This is a genomic window from Chloracidobacterium sp. (assembly GCA_016716305.1).
Taxonomy (GTDB): Bacteria; Acidobacteriota; Blastocatellia; order Pyrinomonadales; family Pyrinomonadaceae; genus OLB17.
In genome coordinates this window covers 2,071,052-2,088,217 of the sequence record JADJWP010000002.1, presented here as the reverse complement: position 1 = coordinate 2,088,217, position 17,166 = coordinate 2,071,052, and the positions used below count along the sequence as shown (strand labels likewise).

Here is a 17,166-nt window from a genome sequence, read left to right as displayed (position 1 = left end):
ACCGGACGATCGTTCCCTCATCACTAACTCAACAGGAGGTCCTATGCCATTGGCAGCACCTACAAAATTTGCTCACATTGTTTACCGGACCCGTCGCTTTCAGGAAATGCTGGAATGGTATTCGACCGTTTTCGATGCCCGCATTCAGTATAAAAATCCGGCGCTTGCGTTCATGACCTACGATGACGAGCATCATCGCTTCGCGTTCGCGGATATGAACGTCCTGCAGCCGAACGGCGGCGAGACCGAGAAGAGCGGAGCTATCGGCGTTGACCACGTCGGGTACACGCTTGGTTCGGTTGATGCTCTTTTGGAGAACTACGCTTCGCTCAAGGAAAAGGGCATCTCGCCTTACTGGTGCGTTCACCATGGCGTGACGGTCTCAATGTACTACGCCGACCCCGACGGAAACCAGATGGAGTTTCAGGTCGACCTAATGGACTCAAGCGAAGACGCAAGCGAACTTATGGCCACGCGGTTTGACGCCAATCCGATCGGCGTCGAATACGATCCTGACCAGATGCTCGCCGGACACCGGGCCGGAGTCTCGCACGATGAGCTGCTGCGGTTCTACGAAGGCGGCGAGGTATCGCCGATACGCGGAGAGTTCGCCAGGTTGGTGTCTGCTTAGACGACCCTTAAATGATCGAGATCATGTCTTCGGCCGGGTGACAGACTTGGCATCTTGCTCAACATCATGGATCGGGCATTGGGCGAAATGGAGTTATTTAGCCAGCAGATACCTGCGTTGGACCTGCAGCCGGAATTGAACGCGGTGCGGACCGGTGAGCTTCCGACATTGCTGCTGGTCCATGGTGCAAATTCGACGCACGCCGTCTGGCGGGGAGTTATGACCGAGCTTGCGTCAAAGGGCATAACGAGCGTCGCGGTCGAGCTTCGAGGGCCACGGCAAGAGCGGCGGCAGGAAAGATCTGCAGAGCTTCGGGATCGAAGATTACGTTGATGACGTTTCGCGTGCGCTCAAGCATTTTCCCACGGCAGAAATTCTTATCGGGCATTCAATGGGCGGGCTCGTTGTACAGCTTGCGGCAGGCCGAAACGACCTAAAGGGACTTGTTCTGCTCGCATCGTCGCCGGTCGGCGGAATGCGGCGCGACGGAACACGTATGTTCTTCCGGCACCCATTTCGCTTCATTGGGGCTATGCGGCGGCAGAGCTTCGCTCATCTTTATCGCGATGCCGGCGTTTGCCGCTCGCTGTTATTTTCGCGGCATACGCCGGAGAGCGTTATACAAAACTTCATGGCGGGCGTTGAAGAGGAATCGTGGCGTGCCGGAAATCAAATGAACACTTTGCTTCCCGACCCGAAGGCCGTGAATTGCCCCGTACTCGTCATCGGCGGCGAGGACGACTTTATGGTCTCCGCTGCGTCGGTGCGAGCGACTGCGGAAGCATACGGGACCGAGGCGGTCTTTTTGCCAAGGGCCGGGCATATGGTGCAGCTTGAGGGCGACCCCGCACAGCTTGCGCATCTCATCAGCGATTTTTCTGCCCGCGTCAGAACGGCGAACTAACCCGCTCGTATCGACAATGCTGCAGTTCAAAACGCCCTCTGCCGCCCCCTCGCCGTTCGCGAAAAAAGAACTATATTACCTGCATGATCCCGTCGAGCGGCTTGCGTTCGATGTTCGGCACCGTTGCACCGTCGGCGGGAAAGCCGACCGGGATGAGGACGAACGGCACCTCGTTTCGCGGGCGGCCGAGGATCTCCTGTAAGAACTTCATTGGCGAGGGCGTATGGGTGAGCGTCGCGAGGCCCATGTTGTGGAGAGCGGCGAGCAGCAGCCCGACAGCGATACCGACAGATTCCTGTGAGTAATACGTCGGCTCGGTTTCGCCGTTCTCTTCGACCGAGGTGATGCGGAAGACGACGATCAGGCAAGGTGCGATCTCAAGGAACGGTTTGTTTTCGTCGGTCCCGAGCGAGGCAAGCCGCCGCAGCCATTTCTCGCTCATCCTGCCATGGTAGCTTTCGCGCTCTTCTTTTTCGGCCGCCTCGCGTATCTTGCTTTTTATCGCCGCGTCACGAACAACGACGAACCGCCAGGGCTGCATGTTCGTACCCGAAGGCGCCGTTCCGGCGGTCGCGATAGCTTTTTCAATCAATTCGAGAGGCACATCGCGGTCGGAATATTCGCGGACCGTCCGGCGCCGACTCAATATCTCAAAAAACTCATCGGCGCGTTTCAACTGCTCGCCCGAACCGAGCTCGACAAAATCAAGAGGAATAAAATCCGGCTGCGTGTCGGTCATATGCGGCTGTGCTTTCTCGAGCCGGTCAAGCCTTGTCTTTGGCAGAGTAACTACGCCTGTTCCATTCCTTTGACCAGCCTGAATAGTCCTTGATAATACGAAGAACCGTGAGTATTATCAACGACATTGGAGTTAAACGTTAGATATGCCACTCGATAGGCGCCTCGTAGTATCCTCCGCCGATCTTAGCGAGGTACGCTCGGCGTTAGACTCGTGGTCTTGGCTGCTTCGCGACGACGAATGGAATCCGTTAATGGTTAGCGCCTCTGGCGATGTCTTTTTGGCGCACGAATCTGGCGAGATATTCCGTCTCGATACGGGCTTCGGCAACCTGACCCGAATTGCCGGCACGATCGCGGAGTTTGAGACATTGCTTGAGAATACTGAGCAGGCCGAGGACTTGCTGCTGACGCCGGTGATTGAGGAACTGCTCAACTCAGGTCGCAGCCTGGCTCCCGGGCAATGTTTCGGGTTCACGATCCTTCCGGTTTTTAGAGAAGGGAGTTACGCTGCGGCGAATCGCTTTCCCCTCTCCGCCCTTGAGCACGTGCGCGTTACAGGTGAAATCCACGCGCAGATTCAAGGCATCGAGGATGGACAGCAAATCCGTCTGTCGGTGGTTGAGTAGCGGCATAATAAATTACTGGAGGGGATGTGTGATGGATAATGTGTCAAGCTCATACAGCGGTGTGCGCGCCGCTCTGCTCAACCGGTATCCCGTCGCGAACCAATTCGCAGATTCGCCTGTCCGAATTGAATCGTGCTCAAATATAAATCGGGGCTTCGCCGATGGCAAAACAACAATTTAGGCTTGCGATTGGATCACCCAGCAAACGTCAAAGTGGGATATGGCGTATTTGGAGCATTCCGAAAGGCGATATCTATGTGGCGAACCGATGCCTAGGTGGTATCTACAAGGCCAGCTTCCACAAAGATAGAAAATGCCAATTCGGATTCACTAAAGAATATGCCGAGAAAGCCGACGAACGGTTCGGTCGCAATGACCGCCATATTGAAAAATGGAGGCTACCCGAAGATGCGGTTGTTTGCGCAATCCAAATCCTAATCCCAGAATCCGAATTGCGGATATCTGCGAGTACGGATGACGAAAAGATAACGTGGCTGGAAACGCCACCGCTCGACTCCGTTGGAACGATTTCCCTTTTCATTACCGAAAAAGACATTGAACTACACGTTCCGCGGAATGTTCCCGGCGCGGTGATAGTCGGTCGATTGGATACGGACATTCGTCGGGCTTGGATTACGTATGCATTCACAATTCCGGACAAAAAACTCGCAGAGATTATTGAGTTCGAGAAGCGCCGCCTGAAGGCAACGATTGCAAACATGGCAATCCCGCCAGGAACGCGTGCGTCTTTGTGGGATTCAAAAAACAGTTACGATCGTCACGTGCTCGAACTGGCTTGTGACATTGCCGGATAACAAATGGATGCACCGAAGTAGCGATTGATGCGCGTTTTGAAAATGGATCATCGATCATCTGCACTCGGTTATCCGTAACGTTATTAACCTCTGTTGCATGATCGTCCCCGAAGGTGCCGTTCGGCGGCGGCCGAGGATCGACAATGGCTGACGGCCGCGAGCGGCCTGTTCGGCATCTGCGGCCGTTTATCGATCGAGTTTGAATTGATCGGCTTTTTGCAGGCCCGATCATGCTGTTCCGCTATTTGAGCTTTCGGGTCCAATCGGCCAATGCGGCAAGCATCTTTCCGATTATCTCTTTTGTCTTCTCGTCTGTCAGAACGCCTTCAGCATCAAATTTATCGGCGCATGTGCTGATCATCACTTCGGGCCGATTGAGCGGAAACATATTCAGAAAGACCATTATCTGCCGAAGGTGATACTGCATGCGGGCGGTACCGATGCCGCCGGTCGAGGCTCCCATTATCGCCGCCGGTTTGCCTTCCCAGGCGCTGTCGCCGTACGGCCGCGAAGCCCAGTCGATCGCATTTTTCAGGACGCCCGGGACCGAATAATTATATTCCGGCGACGAGATCAGTATCGCGTCGGCTTCGCGTATCTTCTGCTTGAATTCGATGACCTTTGCCGACGGTTCCTGATCTTGTACGAACTCAGGAATGCCGCTGAGGTCGTAAATTTCTATCTCGACACCCTCGGGCGCGAGGCCGGCCGCCGCACGAAGAGCGTTAGTGTTGTATGAACCCTTGCGAAGGCTCCCCGAAATTCCTAATATTTTGATCGTATCTCCCATTGTTCGTTCTCCTTAATTATCTGTCTGGTCCGATTATACAATTTGCCACTGACTTTGCTCGCCAGGGGTTCAGCCGATCCGGGCCGATGTCATCGAGATCGAGCCGCCGTCAAATCCCTCGACCGGAAAACTGACATCATCGCCTGCCTGCTGTTGCGCGAGCACGTACAGGAGCGGAAGGTAATGGTCCGGCGTCGGTGCGGAAAGCAAAGCGTCCTGGCCGAGCGTTTCGTACCCGATCAACGGAGCATGGTCGCCGGCCGCCATCAATTCACGAGCCTTTTGTTCGAACCGCAGAGCCCAATCGAAGGGCTCACGCGACTGATCGCCCCATGCATAGGCGTGAAGATTGTGAACAAGATTGCCGCTGCCGACGATAAGGACGCCTTCATCTCTTAGCGGCCGCAATTTCGCGGCGAGTTCGTAATGGAATGCCGCCGGTTCGGTCTCGTTTATCGATAGCTGGACGACCGGAACATCGGCATCGGGAAAAATGTGGCAAAGGATAGACCAGGTACCGTGGTCGAGTCCCCAGCGGCCGGTATCGAAGGCCGCCGCGCCGCCCAGAAGTTCGTTTACACGCGAGGCCAGATCGGGTGAACCCTGAGCCGGATATTGAAACTCAAAAAGCTCGCGCGGAAACCCGCCGAAATCGTGGATCGTCCGCGGGCGCTCCATCGCCGTCACCGCGACGGCCGGAATGTACCAATGAGCCGAGATGCAGAGAACGCCGTTCGGTTTTGGAACCGAGCGGCCGATAGCCGACCACGCTTGTGTGTATCCGTTGTCGGCAAGCGCGTTCATCGGATTGCCGTGGCCTACAAAAAATGCCGGAAAGCGCATATCCGATCCCTCCGAGCGTAAGTCAAAGCACTGCGTTGAGAAACTGTCCGATCGTGACGGCGTCCGGTTCGGCGGCCTGCATCACAAAACCCGCGATCGCAAAGAGTATCGTAATGATCACCGCCGGAATGGCCGTCTTCCTTAGCGCGGTCATCAGCCAATGTCGGCGTTCGATATTCCTGATCGGGCGGTAAAGGCTGCCGACGACCGCGGCGTCAATAATTAGCTCGGCGAAAAGGATGGGCGCGATCCAAACGACGTAGATCAGCGCGCTGAAAACGAGAACCAAAACGACCAGCACGACAAGCAGGGCGACGCCGTCGTCGAGGTCGACGTCGATCCCGCCGATGCCGCCCGAGCCCGACGACGAACCGCCCGACGATGAGCCGGACATGAGACCGACCGGAGCGGCCGCCGGTGTGTCGCCCTCCGACCAGCCCGAACCAGCACCTGCACCGGCAAAATCGCCGCCGCCGCCGAAGACCGGCTGCTGGCCCGATCCGCCGCCGATATTGATGTTCGGTATCAGAAGATCGCCGACGCCGTCGATCGAGACATCGCCCACGGGCTCGTCGCTCTGCATCCATATCCAAATGCGAAGCAGAACGAGAAAGACGCAATAACCTACGATCACAGCGATCGGATATCGAATGGCCATCGACGTCATATCAAGACGAAGCAGGATCGCCGAGGTGATGAACGCCGCAAACGCTGTCAGCGCGAGCATTATCGATATCTGAACGCGCGGCATCGAGAGGCGAGCGGTCAGTTGTTCGATGATGAGAGCTCTTGTCGGGGTTCTCATAGTCTGATCAGATCGGTGGTTGGTACTATTTCTTCAGTTCACGAATGCGCTTCCACAGCTGCGGCAGCAGGGTCGCGGTCTTGAGCAGCGAGCCCGAGGCGAACTTGGCAGCAAAGCCGCGAAAGGTCTCGACGGCGGTCGGTGAATAGGGCATCCACCAGGCGTCCGGCAGCAGTGCGATGCGGTTGGTGTGGATGTGCTGCGGCTGGACGAGTTCCATCAGGCCCTCGAGCCCATGCGTGCGCCCGCGTCCGCTGTTCTTAAAGCCGCCCCAGGGCGTTTGCCCGATGCCATGCGTATACAACACTTCGTTGATGCACACGGAACCCGCTTCGATACGCTCGGCAACACGGCGGCCTCTCGAACGATCGCTCGTCCAGACGCTAGCGGTCAATCCGAATTCGGAATCATTGGCAAGCGCGATCGCCTCTTCCTCGGTCTTAAAGGTCGCGATCGGAAGGGTCGGGCCAAAGGTCTCTTCCTGCATCGCGCGCATCTCGTTTGCGGCGCCGCTGATGACGGTCGGTTCAAAAAACAAGTTCGCGTCAGTTCCCGCGAAGGCCTGATTCCGCTTTCCGCCGATCTCGATCGTCGCGCCGCATTCTCTGAGATCGTTAACGTGGTCTTCGACGATCTTGATCTGCCGTTCTGAGGACATCGCGCCGATCGATACATCCTCGGCGTTGCCCGGGCCTTGTTTCAATTCACGCGTCTTTTCAACGATGAGCTTTGTCAGCCGATCGGCAACGCCTTCCTGAACATAAAGCCGTTCGACCGACGAGCACGACTGGCCGGAATTGCAGAAAGCTCCCCAAACGGCACCGGCAGCGGCGAGTTCGAGATCGGCGTCATCAAAAACGACCATCGGGTCCTTGCCGCCGAGTTCGAGAACTACCGAGGTCATATTCTCTGCCGCGGCCGCGAGGATCTTTTTCCCTGTCGCGACCGAGCCGGTGAACATTATCTTGTCCGGTGCGGAATCGACCAGGGCCGCGCCCGTCTCGCCGCCGCCCGTGACGATCTGTATGCAGCCATCGGGAAAGCCGGCTTTCTCAAAGATCTCGCCGATCCTCAGCCCAACGAACGGAGTAAGTTCTGAAGGCTTGATGACAACTGTGTTGCCAGCCATCACCGCCATTACCGCCTCGCCGAGCGGTATCGAGAACGGATAGTTCCACGCCGGAATGATGCCGACGACGCCGAGCGGTTTGTAAATGATCTTTGACGACCGGCCGAGCAGGCCATAAAGGCCGATGCCGACATTTCGGGGACGAAGCAGTTTTTCGGTCTTCTTTGCAAAATACTGCATCAGGTCGAGCACCGGTGCGATCTCCATCGAAAGTGCCTCGGCCACCGGCTTGCCCGATTCGTCGGATATAAGCCTGGCGATCTCGTCCATTTCGGCGAGTATCAACTCGCGTGCCTTCATCACCAACCGCTTTCGTTCGGCAAAGGCCGTCGATCTCCAATCAAGGAAGACCTCGCGCGAACGAACGACCGCGGCCCGAACTTCACCGGGCGGTGTCACCGGCAGCCGGCCGATCTCGTCGCCGGTCGCGGGATTGACCGAGACGATCTCCATTTGTTGCGTTTCAGCGGTTTGTACAGGCAGCATTCTTTCGCATTAAGATTAACGTAATTCCGCTACTTTCGTAAGCCCAAATTCGCCGACGAGTTTGACGTCCCCGAACTATCGGTTAAAGTGTTCGGTGTCGAAAATGATGCTCGCTGCCGACTGAATGAATATGCAGGTCTCACCGCAAACACCAAGATCACTTTCAGATATCCGTGACGATTTTCCGGCGTTGTCCCGAACCCATGCCGGGTGGCCCGTTGCATATTTCGACGGGCCGGGCGGTACGCAGGTGCCGCGACCGGTCGTCGAAGCGATGACCGATTATCTCTATGATCATAACGCCAACACGCATTGGGGTTATCCGACGAGCGACGAGACCGATGCGATGATCGCAGGTGCACGCGAAGCGTTTGCCGATCTTTTCAACGCTACTCCGGACGAGGTCGTCTTCGGCCAGAACATGACGACGCTGACGTTTCATCTGGCACGTGCGCTCGGGCGTCAGTTTGCCACCGGCGACGAGATCGTGGTGACCGAGCTTGACCATCACGCGAACGTCGATACGTGGCGGTCGCTTGAGACGGATCGCGGCGTGGTGATCCGTGTGCTGCCGATGGATATCGAGAGCGGGCAGCTTTTGCTCGACGAATTGCCCGGCCTGCTTAATGAACGGACGAGGGTAGTTGCGATCGGGGCGGCGTCAAACGCGATCGGAACGATAAGCGATGTTTCAGCCGCATGCGCGATGGCGAGAGAAGCGGGCGCAATGAGCTTCGTCGATGCTGTTCATTTTGCGCCGCATAACCTGATCGACGTCAGTGCGATAGGCTGCGACTTTCTTGCCTGCTCGGCCTACAAATTCTATGGGCCGCACATCGGTATCATGTACGGCCGCAAGAGACTTTTAGAGACCGCCGATTTTCCGAAACTGCGTCCGGCTCCGGACAACGCGCCCGATCGGGCAGAGACCGGTACCCAAAGCCATGAGTCGATCGTCGGTGCCGGGGCCGCCGTTGATTTCATCGCGTCGCTCGGCCAGGGCCCGACCCGAAGGGAACGGCTCGCTGATGGGTTCGCCCGGATGCATGAAAAGGACGCTCCGTTGACACGGATGCTCTGGCACGGGCTGTCGTCGATCGAAGGCGTCCGGGTTTACGGGCCCGGCCCAGAAGCGAAAAGAACCTCTCTGGTCTCATTCACCGTTGGCGGCATTCCGTCGAGCGAGGTCAGCAAGGCGCTGACCGGCCGAGGCATCTTCATCTCGCACGGAGATTTTTATGCCTCGACCGTATTGGAGCGATTGGGTGTCGCCGAGCAGGGGTTAGTGCGTGCAGGCATCAGCCTTTACACGACAAGCGATGAGATCGATCGGCTGCTCGAAGGCGTTCGCGATATAGCAAAAGGCCGATCATGAGTTTGCCCGGCGCCGCGAGCCCGTTTGCCTTTTTGTAACGTCGCTGGTGCCATCTCCGATCAACCCGTCACGGATAAGTATCAGATCGTTATTGACAGAGCCGCGGGCGATCAGAATATCCTTGCCGTTGCTCGACCATTGATAATTGAATATTCGCCCCGACTTGAAATCGGTGATCGGTGCTGCCGCCGAACCGTCGATCGGCTGCCGCCACAGGTTCTGCGAACCTCCGCGATTGGTCAGGATGGTCAATTCTCTGCTGTCCGGCGCCCAGACGAAACCATTTATCAGATTGTATTCGACATCGCGTTCGACCTTGCCGAAATTCGCACCGTCGATGGTCGCGATGTGAAGCGTCTTGCCGAAGGTCGCCATGTCGTAACTGGCAAAAGCGATGCGTTTACCGTCGGGCGAGATCCGGGGATGAAACACTCCCCGTGCTTCATTTTCGTAAAAGACCTCAGGTTTTCCACCATCGATCGCGACCTTCATCAGCTTGAACCGATCCTCGTTGGCTATCCGCCGCTGAAAGATGACGGTCTTGCCGTCGGGCGTGATCTGCGGGCTGAGATCGATAATGTCGGGGTCGTCCTCGGTCAAAGGAACGGCTCCCGTGCCATCGGTGTTCATCCGCCAGATCCGCGATCGTTTGTCCTTCTGCAGATTGAAGACCACAAAGCGGCCGTCGCGAGAGGCAACTGGGTCGAGCGCAAAACCGGCCTCCTGAAACAATGCCCTGCCGTTCTTTCCGTCGGCGTCGGCAAGCCAGAGGTCGGCCTCTTTGCCGTCGTTTCTCGTAAAGATCAGCGCACCGTCGGTTCGCTGGAAAAGGCCGCCCTTGCCCTCGACATTTCTGCTGTCAGACGTTATCTGTGCCGCGGTCTTATCGGCGGTCGAATATCGCCAGATCGAGCCAGTCGCATCGCCCTTGATGGTAACGATGCTGCGTCCGTCGCCGGCGATGCCGAGATCCACGTAATCGTTGAGGTCATTCGTGACCTGATGAAGCTGGCCGACCGGATATGAGGCAAGCCAGACCTGAACCGCGTCGTTCTGCGTCATCCGGCCGGTAAAGACATAGCCCGAGCCATCGGCAAGCCACGCGAAGTTCCCGGCGGTAAAGAACTCACGGCTGTTTATTGCTTTGACCTCTTTGCTGCCGACCGCTATCTCAACGATATCGGTCCGTGTGACGAAACCGCTTTGTCTAAGGCCTGCGCCGGTCAGGATGCGAAGCCCGTCGGGCGACCACGCAAGTTTCGGGACGAAGAAGTCGTACTCGGTCGCTTCGGTGCTGATGAATTCCTGCTGCTCGAGCGTCGAAGTATTGACGACCACTATCAAGTCATCGTTCGTTTTCGGGATGTGCCGGACAAAGGCGAACTGCTTGCCATCCGGAGCAAAAGCGACCGCGCTGTCAACATCCTCGATCATTCGCTTTGACGGCCCGCCGAGCGTCGGCACCTGATAAAGCGTGCTGATCGTAAAATCGTTATTCGTCTGTGTGTAATATATATGGTCGCCCGACGGCGAAAACCCGATCGACTGAAGGTTAAGCGGGGTCGTCGGGACGACCGTTATCGTGCTGTCGGTCGCTATCTGGCGAACGACGAGGCTGCGGCTGCCGATCTCGCCGCTGACGTATGCGACGTACTTGCCGTCCGGCGAGATCGCCGGGAGCATCACGCGGCCGTCGGTATTGATCCGTGAGATCTGGGGTTTCACGAAAGCCGTATCGGACAACCGGGCAGGGCTGTCGAACCACGCATAGAAACCAAAACCGATCGCCGATGCCAAAAGCATGCCCAGGCTGACCGCAACGGCCGTTCTGATCCGCGAGACTTTTCGCCGATCGTGCGGCCGAACACCTTCGGAAACCACGGCGACATGCTGCTCGGTCGGATGGTTGCCGCTGACCGTCCGATGGATCATCGTCGGATTCTCGCTGAAATTCGGCGACGAGGACGTGTGGCCCGAACGGTTGCCGCTGTTGGCGTGTTCAAGTTCGTGCAGCAGGTCTTTGATGTCGAGAGCAAGGTCCTTTACGTCCTGATAACGCTCTTCACGATCTTTTTGAAGCGCCTTTCGGACGATCCGGCTTAGTTCAGACGGAATATTCGGCAAATGGTCGACCAAGGGCTCGGGTTCTTTGTAAACCACCGCCGCGATCGTGTCGGCAGTAGTCTCACCGTCGAAAGGAGCATTGCCCATCAGCATCTCGTAAAGAACGACGCCAAGGCTCCAGATGTCGGTACGCTCGTCAACCTCGAGTCCGCGGGCCTGTTCCGGCGACATGTAACGGGCACTGCCCATCACCGTTCCCGGAATCGTCCGGTTGTTCTCGTTATTCTCTTCGTCGCCGATCGGCACTTTCGGCTTGGCAAGCCCGAAATCGAGTACCTTGACGATCGAATCATCGCGCACCATTATGTTCTCGGGTTTGATGTCGCGGTGGACTATTCCTGCGTGGTGAGCGGCAACGAGGGCGTTGGCCGTCTGCTCGACTATCTTCAGGACACGCGGCAAGCTCAGCGTCTCGCGTTTGATCAACTCGCGGAGCGTCGTGCCCTCGACGAACTCGGTCGCCAGAAAGCTCCCATGCTCGTTCTCGCCGATCTCGTAAATGGTGATGATATTAGGATGATTTAAGGCCGAAACGACCCTTGCTTCCTGCCGAAAGCGGCTTCTGCGGTCGTCATCGAGGGTAAATTCGGTCGGCAGCAGCTTGATCGCGACGCTTCGTTCGAGGACTGGGTCGAGCGCGGCATAAACCTCGCCCATTCCGCCCTCGCCTAATTTGGAGCGGATCTCGTATCGACCGAATTGCGTTCCCGTAAACATTTTTTCAAGCTCTGACACGTCTCCGTAAACTAGAAACACCGTGCTGCTCACATTTGTGACAAAAACGTGTGAGGCACGGTGCTCAAAGACCAGCTTATGTTTATTAAACGGCTGAGCGAACAAAAAAGTTGCCCGGCGCACAAAAAAATAGTCCGGGCGGTGCAGGCCGAACAATGCAGAAACGCCGTAAACCGAACCCTGTGTCGATTTACGGCGTCCGAATTTTCTTGAATTTGCTAGGCGAGCATCCGGGCGATCGATTCGTATGAGGCGTCGATCGCCTTCTGCAGGCTGTCGACCTCGGGCCCGCCGCCCTCGGCCATGTCCGGACGTCCGCCGCCTTTGCCGCCGAGGATCGGCACGATCTCTTTGACGACGTTGCCGGCCTTGATCCTGTCGGTCAGATCAGACGAAACGCGGACGATGATGCTCGCCTTGCCTTCGTCCTTACGGCCAAGAACTACGACGCCTGACTTGAGCCTGGCAAGCAGCGTATCGGAAAGCTGACGCTGGCCGTTGGCATCCAAACCGTCGACGATCTTGCCGACGACCGAAACGCCGGAAATGTCCTTTGCTTCATCGCCGCCCGATCCAGATGCTCCGTTGCCTGCGGCGCCGGTGGCGATCTTCAGCTTGAGCTCTTCGATCTCTTTTCGTGTCCGCTTGACCTCTTCCTGAAGCCTTTCGATCGCGTTCGGCAGATTATCTCGCTGCGTCTTCAGCGCCTCGAGCGAACGGTCGATGAGGTGTTCATCCTCGCGGAAACGGGCAAAGGCGTCAAAGCCGGTGATCGCCCTTATGCGGCGAACGCCCGACGCGATCGCCTCATCCGCAGTGATCTTGAAACTGCCGATATCGCCGGTCGCGCGGACGTGCGTCCCGCCGCAAAGCTCCATCGAGAATTTACCGTCGCCGACGCTCAAGACCCGAACCTCGGAGCCGTATTTTTCGCCAAACATCGCGACCGCGCCGCTTCGCATCGCGTCGTCGATCGACATCAGGTTCGTGGCGACCGGTTCATTCTGCAAAATGTAGCGGTTCACAAGGTCTTCGACCTCGCGGATCTCAGCGTCGCTCATCGGCTGGTAATGAGTGAAATCGAAGCGTAAATAGTTAGGCGCTACGACCGAACCCGCCTGCTTTACGTGCGTTCCCAAAACCTCTTTGAGCGCGGCATGGACGAGGTGGGTCGCTGTATGATTTCGGCGTGTTGCGTCGCGTTTGAATTCGTCGACCACCGCCGAGACCCTGTCGCCGACCTTTATCGAGCCGGTCTCGATCCTTGATTTGTGGAGGATCAGACCGGAAAGCGGTGCGAAAGTGTCGAGAACGCGTGCCTGAACCGCAGCGCCGATCAGCGATCCGGTATCGCCGACCTGCCCGCCCGATTCGGCGTAGAACGGCGTTTCGCGGAGTATGACCAGGCCTTCGTCGCCTTCTTTCAATTCCTCGACGCGGAGATCGCTTTTGACGATCGCGATGACCTCGATGTCGTCGAGCCGCGTCGTCTCGTAACCGTGAAAGGTCGATGTTCCGACCGCCTCGGCAAGTTCGGTATAGACCGGCGAGATCTCGGATCGCCGCTGAGTCTGCCCGATGCCCGACTGTTTTTGTATCTCTTGAAGTGCCGTTTCGAAACGCTCGTTGAAATCGTCCTCTTCGAATCGGATCTGTTTTTCCTCCAGAAATACACGGATGAGGTCGCGTGGTGTGCCGTACGTGTCGTAGAGCTGTGCCAGCTGCTTCAAGAACGCAGCGGCCGCGGCGTCCGATTCCGCGATCGCTTTTTCGCGCATCTCGCTGTTCGCCATGAAAGTTTCCATCGCCGACGCAGCGAACGCAGCGGCTTGCGAACGTTCCTTGTCTTCCTCGGTCACCTGTTCGTTCACGAATGAGCTAAGCCGTTCGAAGTCGATGCTGTTACGCTCTGCGGCGAACTTGATCATCGACTGCTGCTCGAAGCTCAGTGAACTGTACAGTTCATCGAGCCGCTTAAGCCCAACGGTCATCGTATTCCCGAAGCGCTCCTCTTCGAGGCGGACCATCTTGCCGATAAAGTCGCGCTGGACGGCGAGTTCCGGAAAGGCGCCCGAGAAATTCTCGACGACGAGGTCGCAGACCTTGTAGAAGAACGGTTCGTTCAGGCCCAAATGTTCGCGGCCGTGATAGATCGCGCGCCGCATTATCTTTCGCAGCACGTAGTTGCGGCCTTCGTTTCCCGGCAGAATGCCGTCGGCGATGGCGAACGCGGTCGAACGCGCGTGATCGGCGATCACACGGCTCGCATACTGTTGTGTTTCTGACATCTCGTCGTACTTACTCATTCAAGATGATTGTATAACACGTGGAAACGCCAGCGGTAGCGGGTCGTCCCGTGCGCTGCGGGAAGTGGGCGATCCGAGGCTCAATTTTTCCGCTGAACACCGCCGATCAGGTGAAGCGCGACACCGGCCAGTGAAGCGTAGATGCCAAATCGGCTGAGGTCTGAATAATTCTGCAGAGTGTAGGTCTCGACGACGAACGCCCGGAAAAGCAGAGCGCTCGAGGCCAGCAAGACCGCCGAACCGGCTATCTGGACCGCTTTTCGCCACGTAGAAGACGCGAACCGAAAGTAGGCTCCGAGCGAGATGTGGATCAAGGCGGAGAAAAGTATATAGATATGCCGCGACCGCACCAGAACGCGAAGTTCTTGCGACATCATTTCCTTATCGGGAAAATCGGCGCGCATACAAGCTCCGGTCTGTGTAAAGACGACGAACAGCAGGATGCCGAAAACGAGATGAAACCATGCCATCGATTTGTTAAAGTCGGAGCCGATAATTATTATCTTCAGGTCATATAAAATCAAGCCAATGAGGTAGCCAAATGAACGTATCGCGGATCGCCGTCGCTTTGTTCTTTCTCGCCCTCGCAAACGTGATGAACGCTCAGACCATAACAACCGACGCGAAATTCTCGAAGTTCAAAGAGACGTTTCGAAGCGAGCTTTCCGAGGCGGGCATCGTCGGCGGCAGTTTTGTTTTCATAAGAGAAAACAAGACGGTGGCCGAAGATCACTATGGTGTTGCTAATATTGAAACGAACCGCCGCGTCGATGCCGAGACGATCTATCATTGGGCGTCGAACACCAAGCCGTTTACCGGCATCGCGATCATGCAGCTGCGCGATCGCGGACTTTTGAAGCTCGACGATCCGGTGACGAAGTATCTACCCGAGCTTCGCGACGTACATAATAAATTCGGCTCGATGGGCGAGATAACGATCCGTCATTTAATGACTCACTCGGCCGGATTTCGAGCTTCGACGTGGCCGTGGGATCGCGGTCAGGACTGGGAACCGTTTGAGCCGACAGAGTATTCACAGCTTGTCGCGATGTTTCCGTTCACAGAGATCTTGTTCAAACCCGGCAGTAAGTTCAGCTACTCAAATCCGGGGATCATCTTTCTTGGCCGTATTATCGAGAAGCTCACCGGCGACGATTACGAGGTCTATATCGACAAAAATATCTTTAAGCCGCTTGAGATGCACCGCAGCTATTTCGACACGACGCCGCAGCATTTGCTGAAACACCGCTCGCATTCGTATTTCATCGAAAACGGTAAGAGAAAGGAAGGACGCTTTGATGCAAACACCGGCATCACCGTTTCTAACGGCGGATTGAATTCGCCGATGTCGGATATGTTGAAATATCTAAATTTTCTTATCGGTGATGTCAAGAAAAGTGCGGTTTACGATGGGGTGCTAAGACGCTCTTCACTCGAAGAGATGTGGACGCCGGGGCTTGACGCCGGTTCCGGAGCGGATGGCAACCCTCCGGGTCAATCGCGGATCGGCCTGATATTTTTCGTCACCGAATCAAACGGCAAAACACTCATTGGTCACAGCGGCCATCAGAACGGATTCTTTAGCTATATCGACTTTGATCCGAAATCCGAATCCGCATCGATCTTGGTGGGCAACACCGACGTATCAGGCGGAAACGAAATACAGAAGGGTCTGGAAGGGAGGTTGCTAAAACAGGCGAGAACCCTATTCTAATTGCTTTCTAAGTTCACCAACCGCGATGGATCTCCCATCGGCCGACGACGTCCCCGTTCTCGATCACGTTGTAATGCGAATGTTGAGCCGCCGTGAGGCATGAGTGGTTTGCGAGGATGCGAACGCGGTCGCCGACGCTGAGTCGGTCGAACAAAGTGCTCTCGCCGGCCTCGATCTCGCCGTGTTCCTGCGACATTCCGGCGACGCGCATTCCGGTGTCGCTGCCTTCAAGGTCAAGGACGCGGCCATAACCGCAATGCGGATCGAGCCCGATCGGGCCGCGGTCTTTTGAAAGTGCGATGGCGCCGGCGTCAACGACGAGTTTTCTGCGGGCGGCGTCCTTATGAATGACCGCGGTGAGAACGGTCAGTGCAGTATCCTCAGATCTGCAGCTGCCGAGCGTCGCCTGAAAGTTATCAAAGAAGACATAGTTGCCGGGGCGGATCTCGTCGATGCCGTCGAGATGATCGATCGTGGACATCGTCGGCGTCGAGCCGATGCTGACGGTCGGAACCTCAATGCTTTGGGTACGCAGCCGCTCGGCAAGTTCGACCATCGAATCGCGTTCGTGACGCGCAACGGCTACGATCTCGTCGATGGTCCGAGCGTTGTAAGAATGTCCGGCGTGGGTGAGAATTCCGGCGAAATTTAGGTTTTTCGCGTCGAAGATAATTCGCGGGATCTCGACTGCCTCCGGCGTGTCGGGCTCAACGCCGACACGATGCGTTCCGCAATCGATCTTTACGAAAACATCGAACGAAACACCGGCTTTTCCCGCCGCCGCGTCCAAAGCTTTCACCGTCTCGGCATCGTCGGTCAGCAGGTTCAGCTTAAGGCCGCCGCGAACTAACCCGATCGCCCGCTCAAACTTTCCCGGCTCGACCGGCACCGCGTATGTGATGTCGCTGAAACCGTGTTTCGCGAACGCCTTTGCCTCGGCAAGCGTCGAGACCGTGATCGCCCCGCTGTGTCCGGCGGTCTGTATCTTTGCTACTTCAATACACTTATGCGTCTTGATATGCGGCCGCAGGCGGACGCCCAACTCGCGCGCCTTTCCGCTCATCCGCTCGGCATTGCGGCGAACACGAGCGATGTCGAGCAGAAGTGAAGGCGTTTTAATATCGAGAGAAACCAGATGCATG

At 56.7% G+C, this 17,166-nt stretch carries 16 protein-coding genes; 7 read left to right on the top strand and 9 right to left on the bottom strand.

Going from position 1 to position 17,166, the window contains the following annotated elements; genetic code table 11:
- Positions 1-43: 43 nt before the first annotated feature.
- The 3 genes from IPM28_11390 (at position 44) to IPM28_11380 (ending at position 1,535) form a co-directional block, all read left to right on the top strand.
- Positions 44-631 (top strand): VOC family protein, encoded by a 588-nt coding sequence (locus IPM28_11390; GenBank protein MBK9173582.1) that lies wholly within the window; start codon positions 44-46, stop codon positions 629-631.
- Positions 632-718: 87 nt separating this feature from the next.
- Entirely contained in the window at positions 719-964 is a 246-nt protein-coding gene (locus tag IPM28_11385; GenBank protein MBK9173581.1) for a hypothetical protein, read from the top strand.
- On the top strand, positions 933-1,535 hold the full coding sequence (locus IPM28_11380) for an alpha/beta hydrolase (GenBank protein MBK9173580.1): 603 nt from the start codon (positions 933-935) through the stop codon (positions 1,533-1,535). Before IPM28_11385 ends, IPM28_11380 begins: the two co-directional genes overlap by 32 nt.
- A gap of 70 nt (positions 1,536-1,605) precedes the next feature.
- Here the strand turns inward: IPM28_11380 and IPM28_11375 are convergent, their stop codons facing one another.
- Positions 1,606-2,274, bottom strand: a complete 669-nt coding sequence (locus tag IPM28_11375) for a nitroreductase family protein (protein ID MBK9173579.1) — start codon at positions 2,272-2,274, stop codon at positions 1,606-1,608.
- Positions 2,275-2,527: 253 nt separating this feature from the next.
- Between IPM28_11375 and IPM28_11370 the strand changes: the two genes are divergently transcribed.
- Positions 2,528-2,902, top strand: coding sequence for a hypothetical protein (locus tag IPM28_11370; protein ID MBK9173578.1), 375 nt, complete (start codon positions 2,528-2,530; stop codon positions 2,900-2,902).
- Between the two features lie 161 nt (positions 2,903-3,063).
- A complete protein-coding gene (locus IPM28_11365; GenBank protein MBK9173577.1) occupies positions 3,064-3,717 on the top strand; it encodes a hypothetical protein in 654 nt (217 codons plus the stop codon).
- Positions 3,718-3,958: 241 nt separating this feature from the next.
- Here the strand turns inward: IPM28_11365 and IPM28_11360 are convergent, their stop codons facing one another.
- From IPM28_11360 to IPM28_11345, 4 genes are all read right to left on the bottom strand, one after another.
- On the bottom strand, positions 3,959-4,507 hold the full coding sequence (locus IPM28_11360) for an NAD(P)H-dependent oxidoreductase (GenBank protein ID MBK9173576.1): 549 nt from the start codon (positions 4,505-4,507) through the stop codon (positions 3,959-3,961).
- A gap of 69 nt (positions 4,508-4,576) precedes the next feature.
- A complete protein-coding gene (gene ygiD, locus IPM28_11355; GenBank protein MBK9173575.1) occupies positions 4,577-5,350 on the bottom strand; it encodes a 4,5-DOPA dioxygenase extradiol in 774 nt (257 codons plus the stop codon).
- Between the two features lie 22 nt (positions 5,351-5,372).
- Positions 5,373-6,155 (bottom strand): hypothetical protein, encoded by a 783-nt coding sequence (locus IPM28_11350; GenBank protein ID MBK9173574.1) that lies wholly within the window; start codon positions 6,153-6,155, stop codon positions 5,373-5,375.
- A gap of 25 nt (positions 6,156-6,180) precedes the next feature.
- Positions 6,181-7,770: an aldehyde dehydrogenase family protein gene (locus IPM28_11345; GenBank protein MBK9173573.1), complete on the bottom strand. Its 1,590-nt coding sequence runs from the start codon at positions 7,768-7,770 to the stop codon at positions 6,181-6,183.
- A gap of 124 nt (positions 7,771-7,894) precedes the next feature.
- Between IPM28_11345 and IPM28_11340 the strand changes: the two genes are divergently transcribed.
- On the top strand, positions 7,895-9,145 hold the full coding sequence (locus IPM28_11340; protein MBK9173572.1) for a cysteine desulfurase-like protein: 1,251 nt from the start codon (positions 7,895-7,897) through the stop codon (positions 9,143-9,145).
- On the opposite strand, the gene IPM28_11335 is transcribed toward IPM28_11340, so the two are convergent.
- From IPM28_11335 to IPM28_11325, 3 genes are all read right to left on the bottom strand, one after another.
- Positions 9,140-11,986, bottom strand: coding sequence for a serine/threonine-protein kinase (locus IPM28_11335; GenBank protein ID MBK9173571.1), 2,847 nt, complete (start codon positions 11,984-11,986; stop codon positions 9,140-9,142). The two genes, IPM28_11340 and IPM28_11335, sit on opposite strands and share 6 nt — an antisense overlap.
- A gap of 236 nt (positions 11,987-12,222) precedes the next feature.
- On the bottom strand, positions 12,223-14,310 hold the full coding sequence (locus tag IPM28_11330) for a hypothetical protein (protein ID MBK9173570.1): 2,088 nt from the start codon (positions 14,308-14,310) through the stop codon (positions 12,223-12,225).
- A gap of 80 nt (positions 14,311-14,390) precedes the next feature.
- Positions 14,391-14,780, bottom strand: a complete 390-nt coding sequence (locus IPM28_11325) for a hypothetical protein (GenBank protein ID MBK9173569.1) — start codon at positions 14,778-14,780, stop codon at positions 14,391-14,393.
- A gap of 71 nt (positions 14,781-14,851) precedes the next feature.
- On the opposite strand from IPM28_11325, the gene IPM28_11320 reads away from it, so the two are divergent.
- Positions 14,852-16,024, top strand: a complete 1,173-nt coding sequence (locus tag IPM28_11320) for a beta-lactamase family protein (protein ID MBK9173568.1) — start codon at positions 14,852-14,854, stop codon at positions 16,022-16,024.
- A gap of 13 nt (positions 16,025-16,037) precedes the next feature.
- Here IPM28_11320 and IPM28_11315 read toward each other — a convergent pair whose 3' ends face one another.
- The gene (locus IPM28_11315) at positions 16,038-17,165 is read right to left on the bottom strand and encodes an alanine racemase (GenBank protein ID MBK9173567.1); all 1,128 of its coding nucleotides are present in this window, start codon (positions 17,163-17,165) and stop codon (positions 16,038-16,040) included.
- Position 17,166 lies beyond the last annotated feature (1 nt).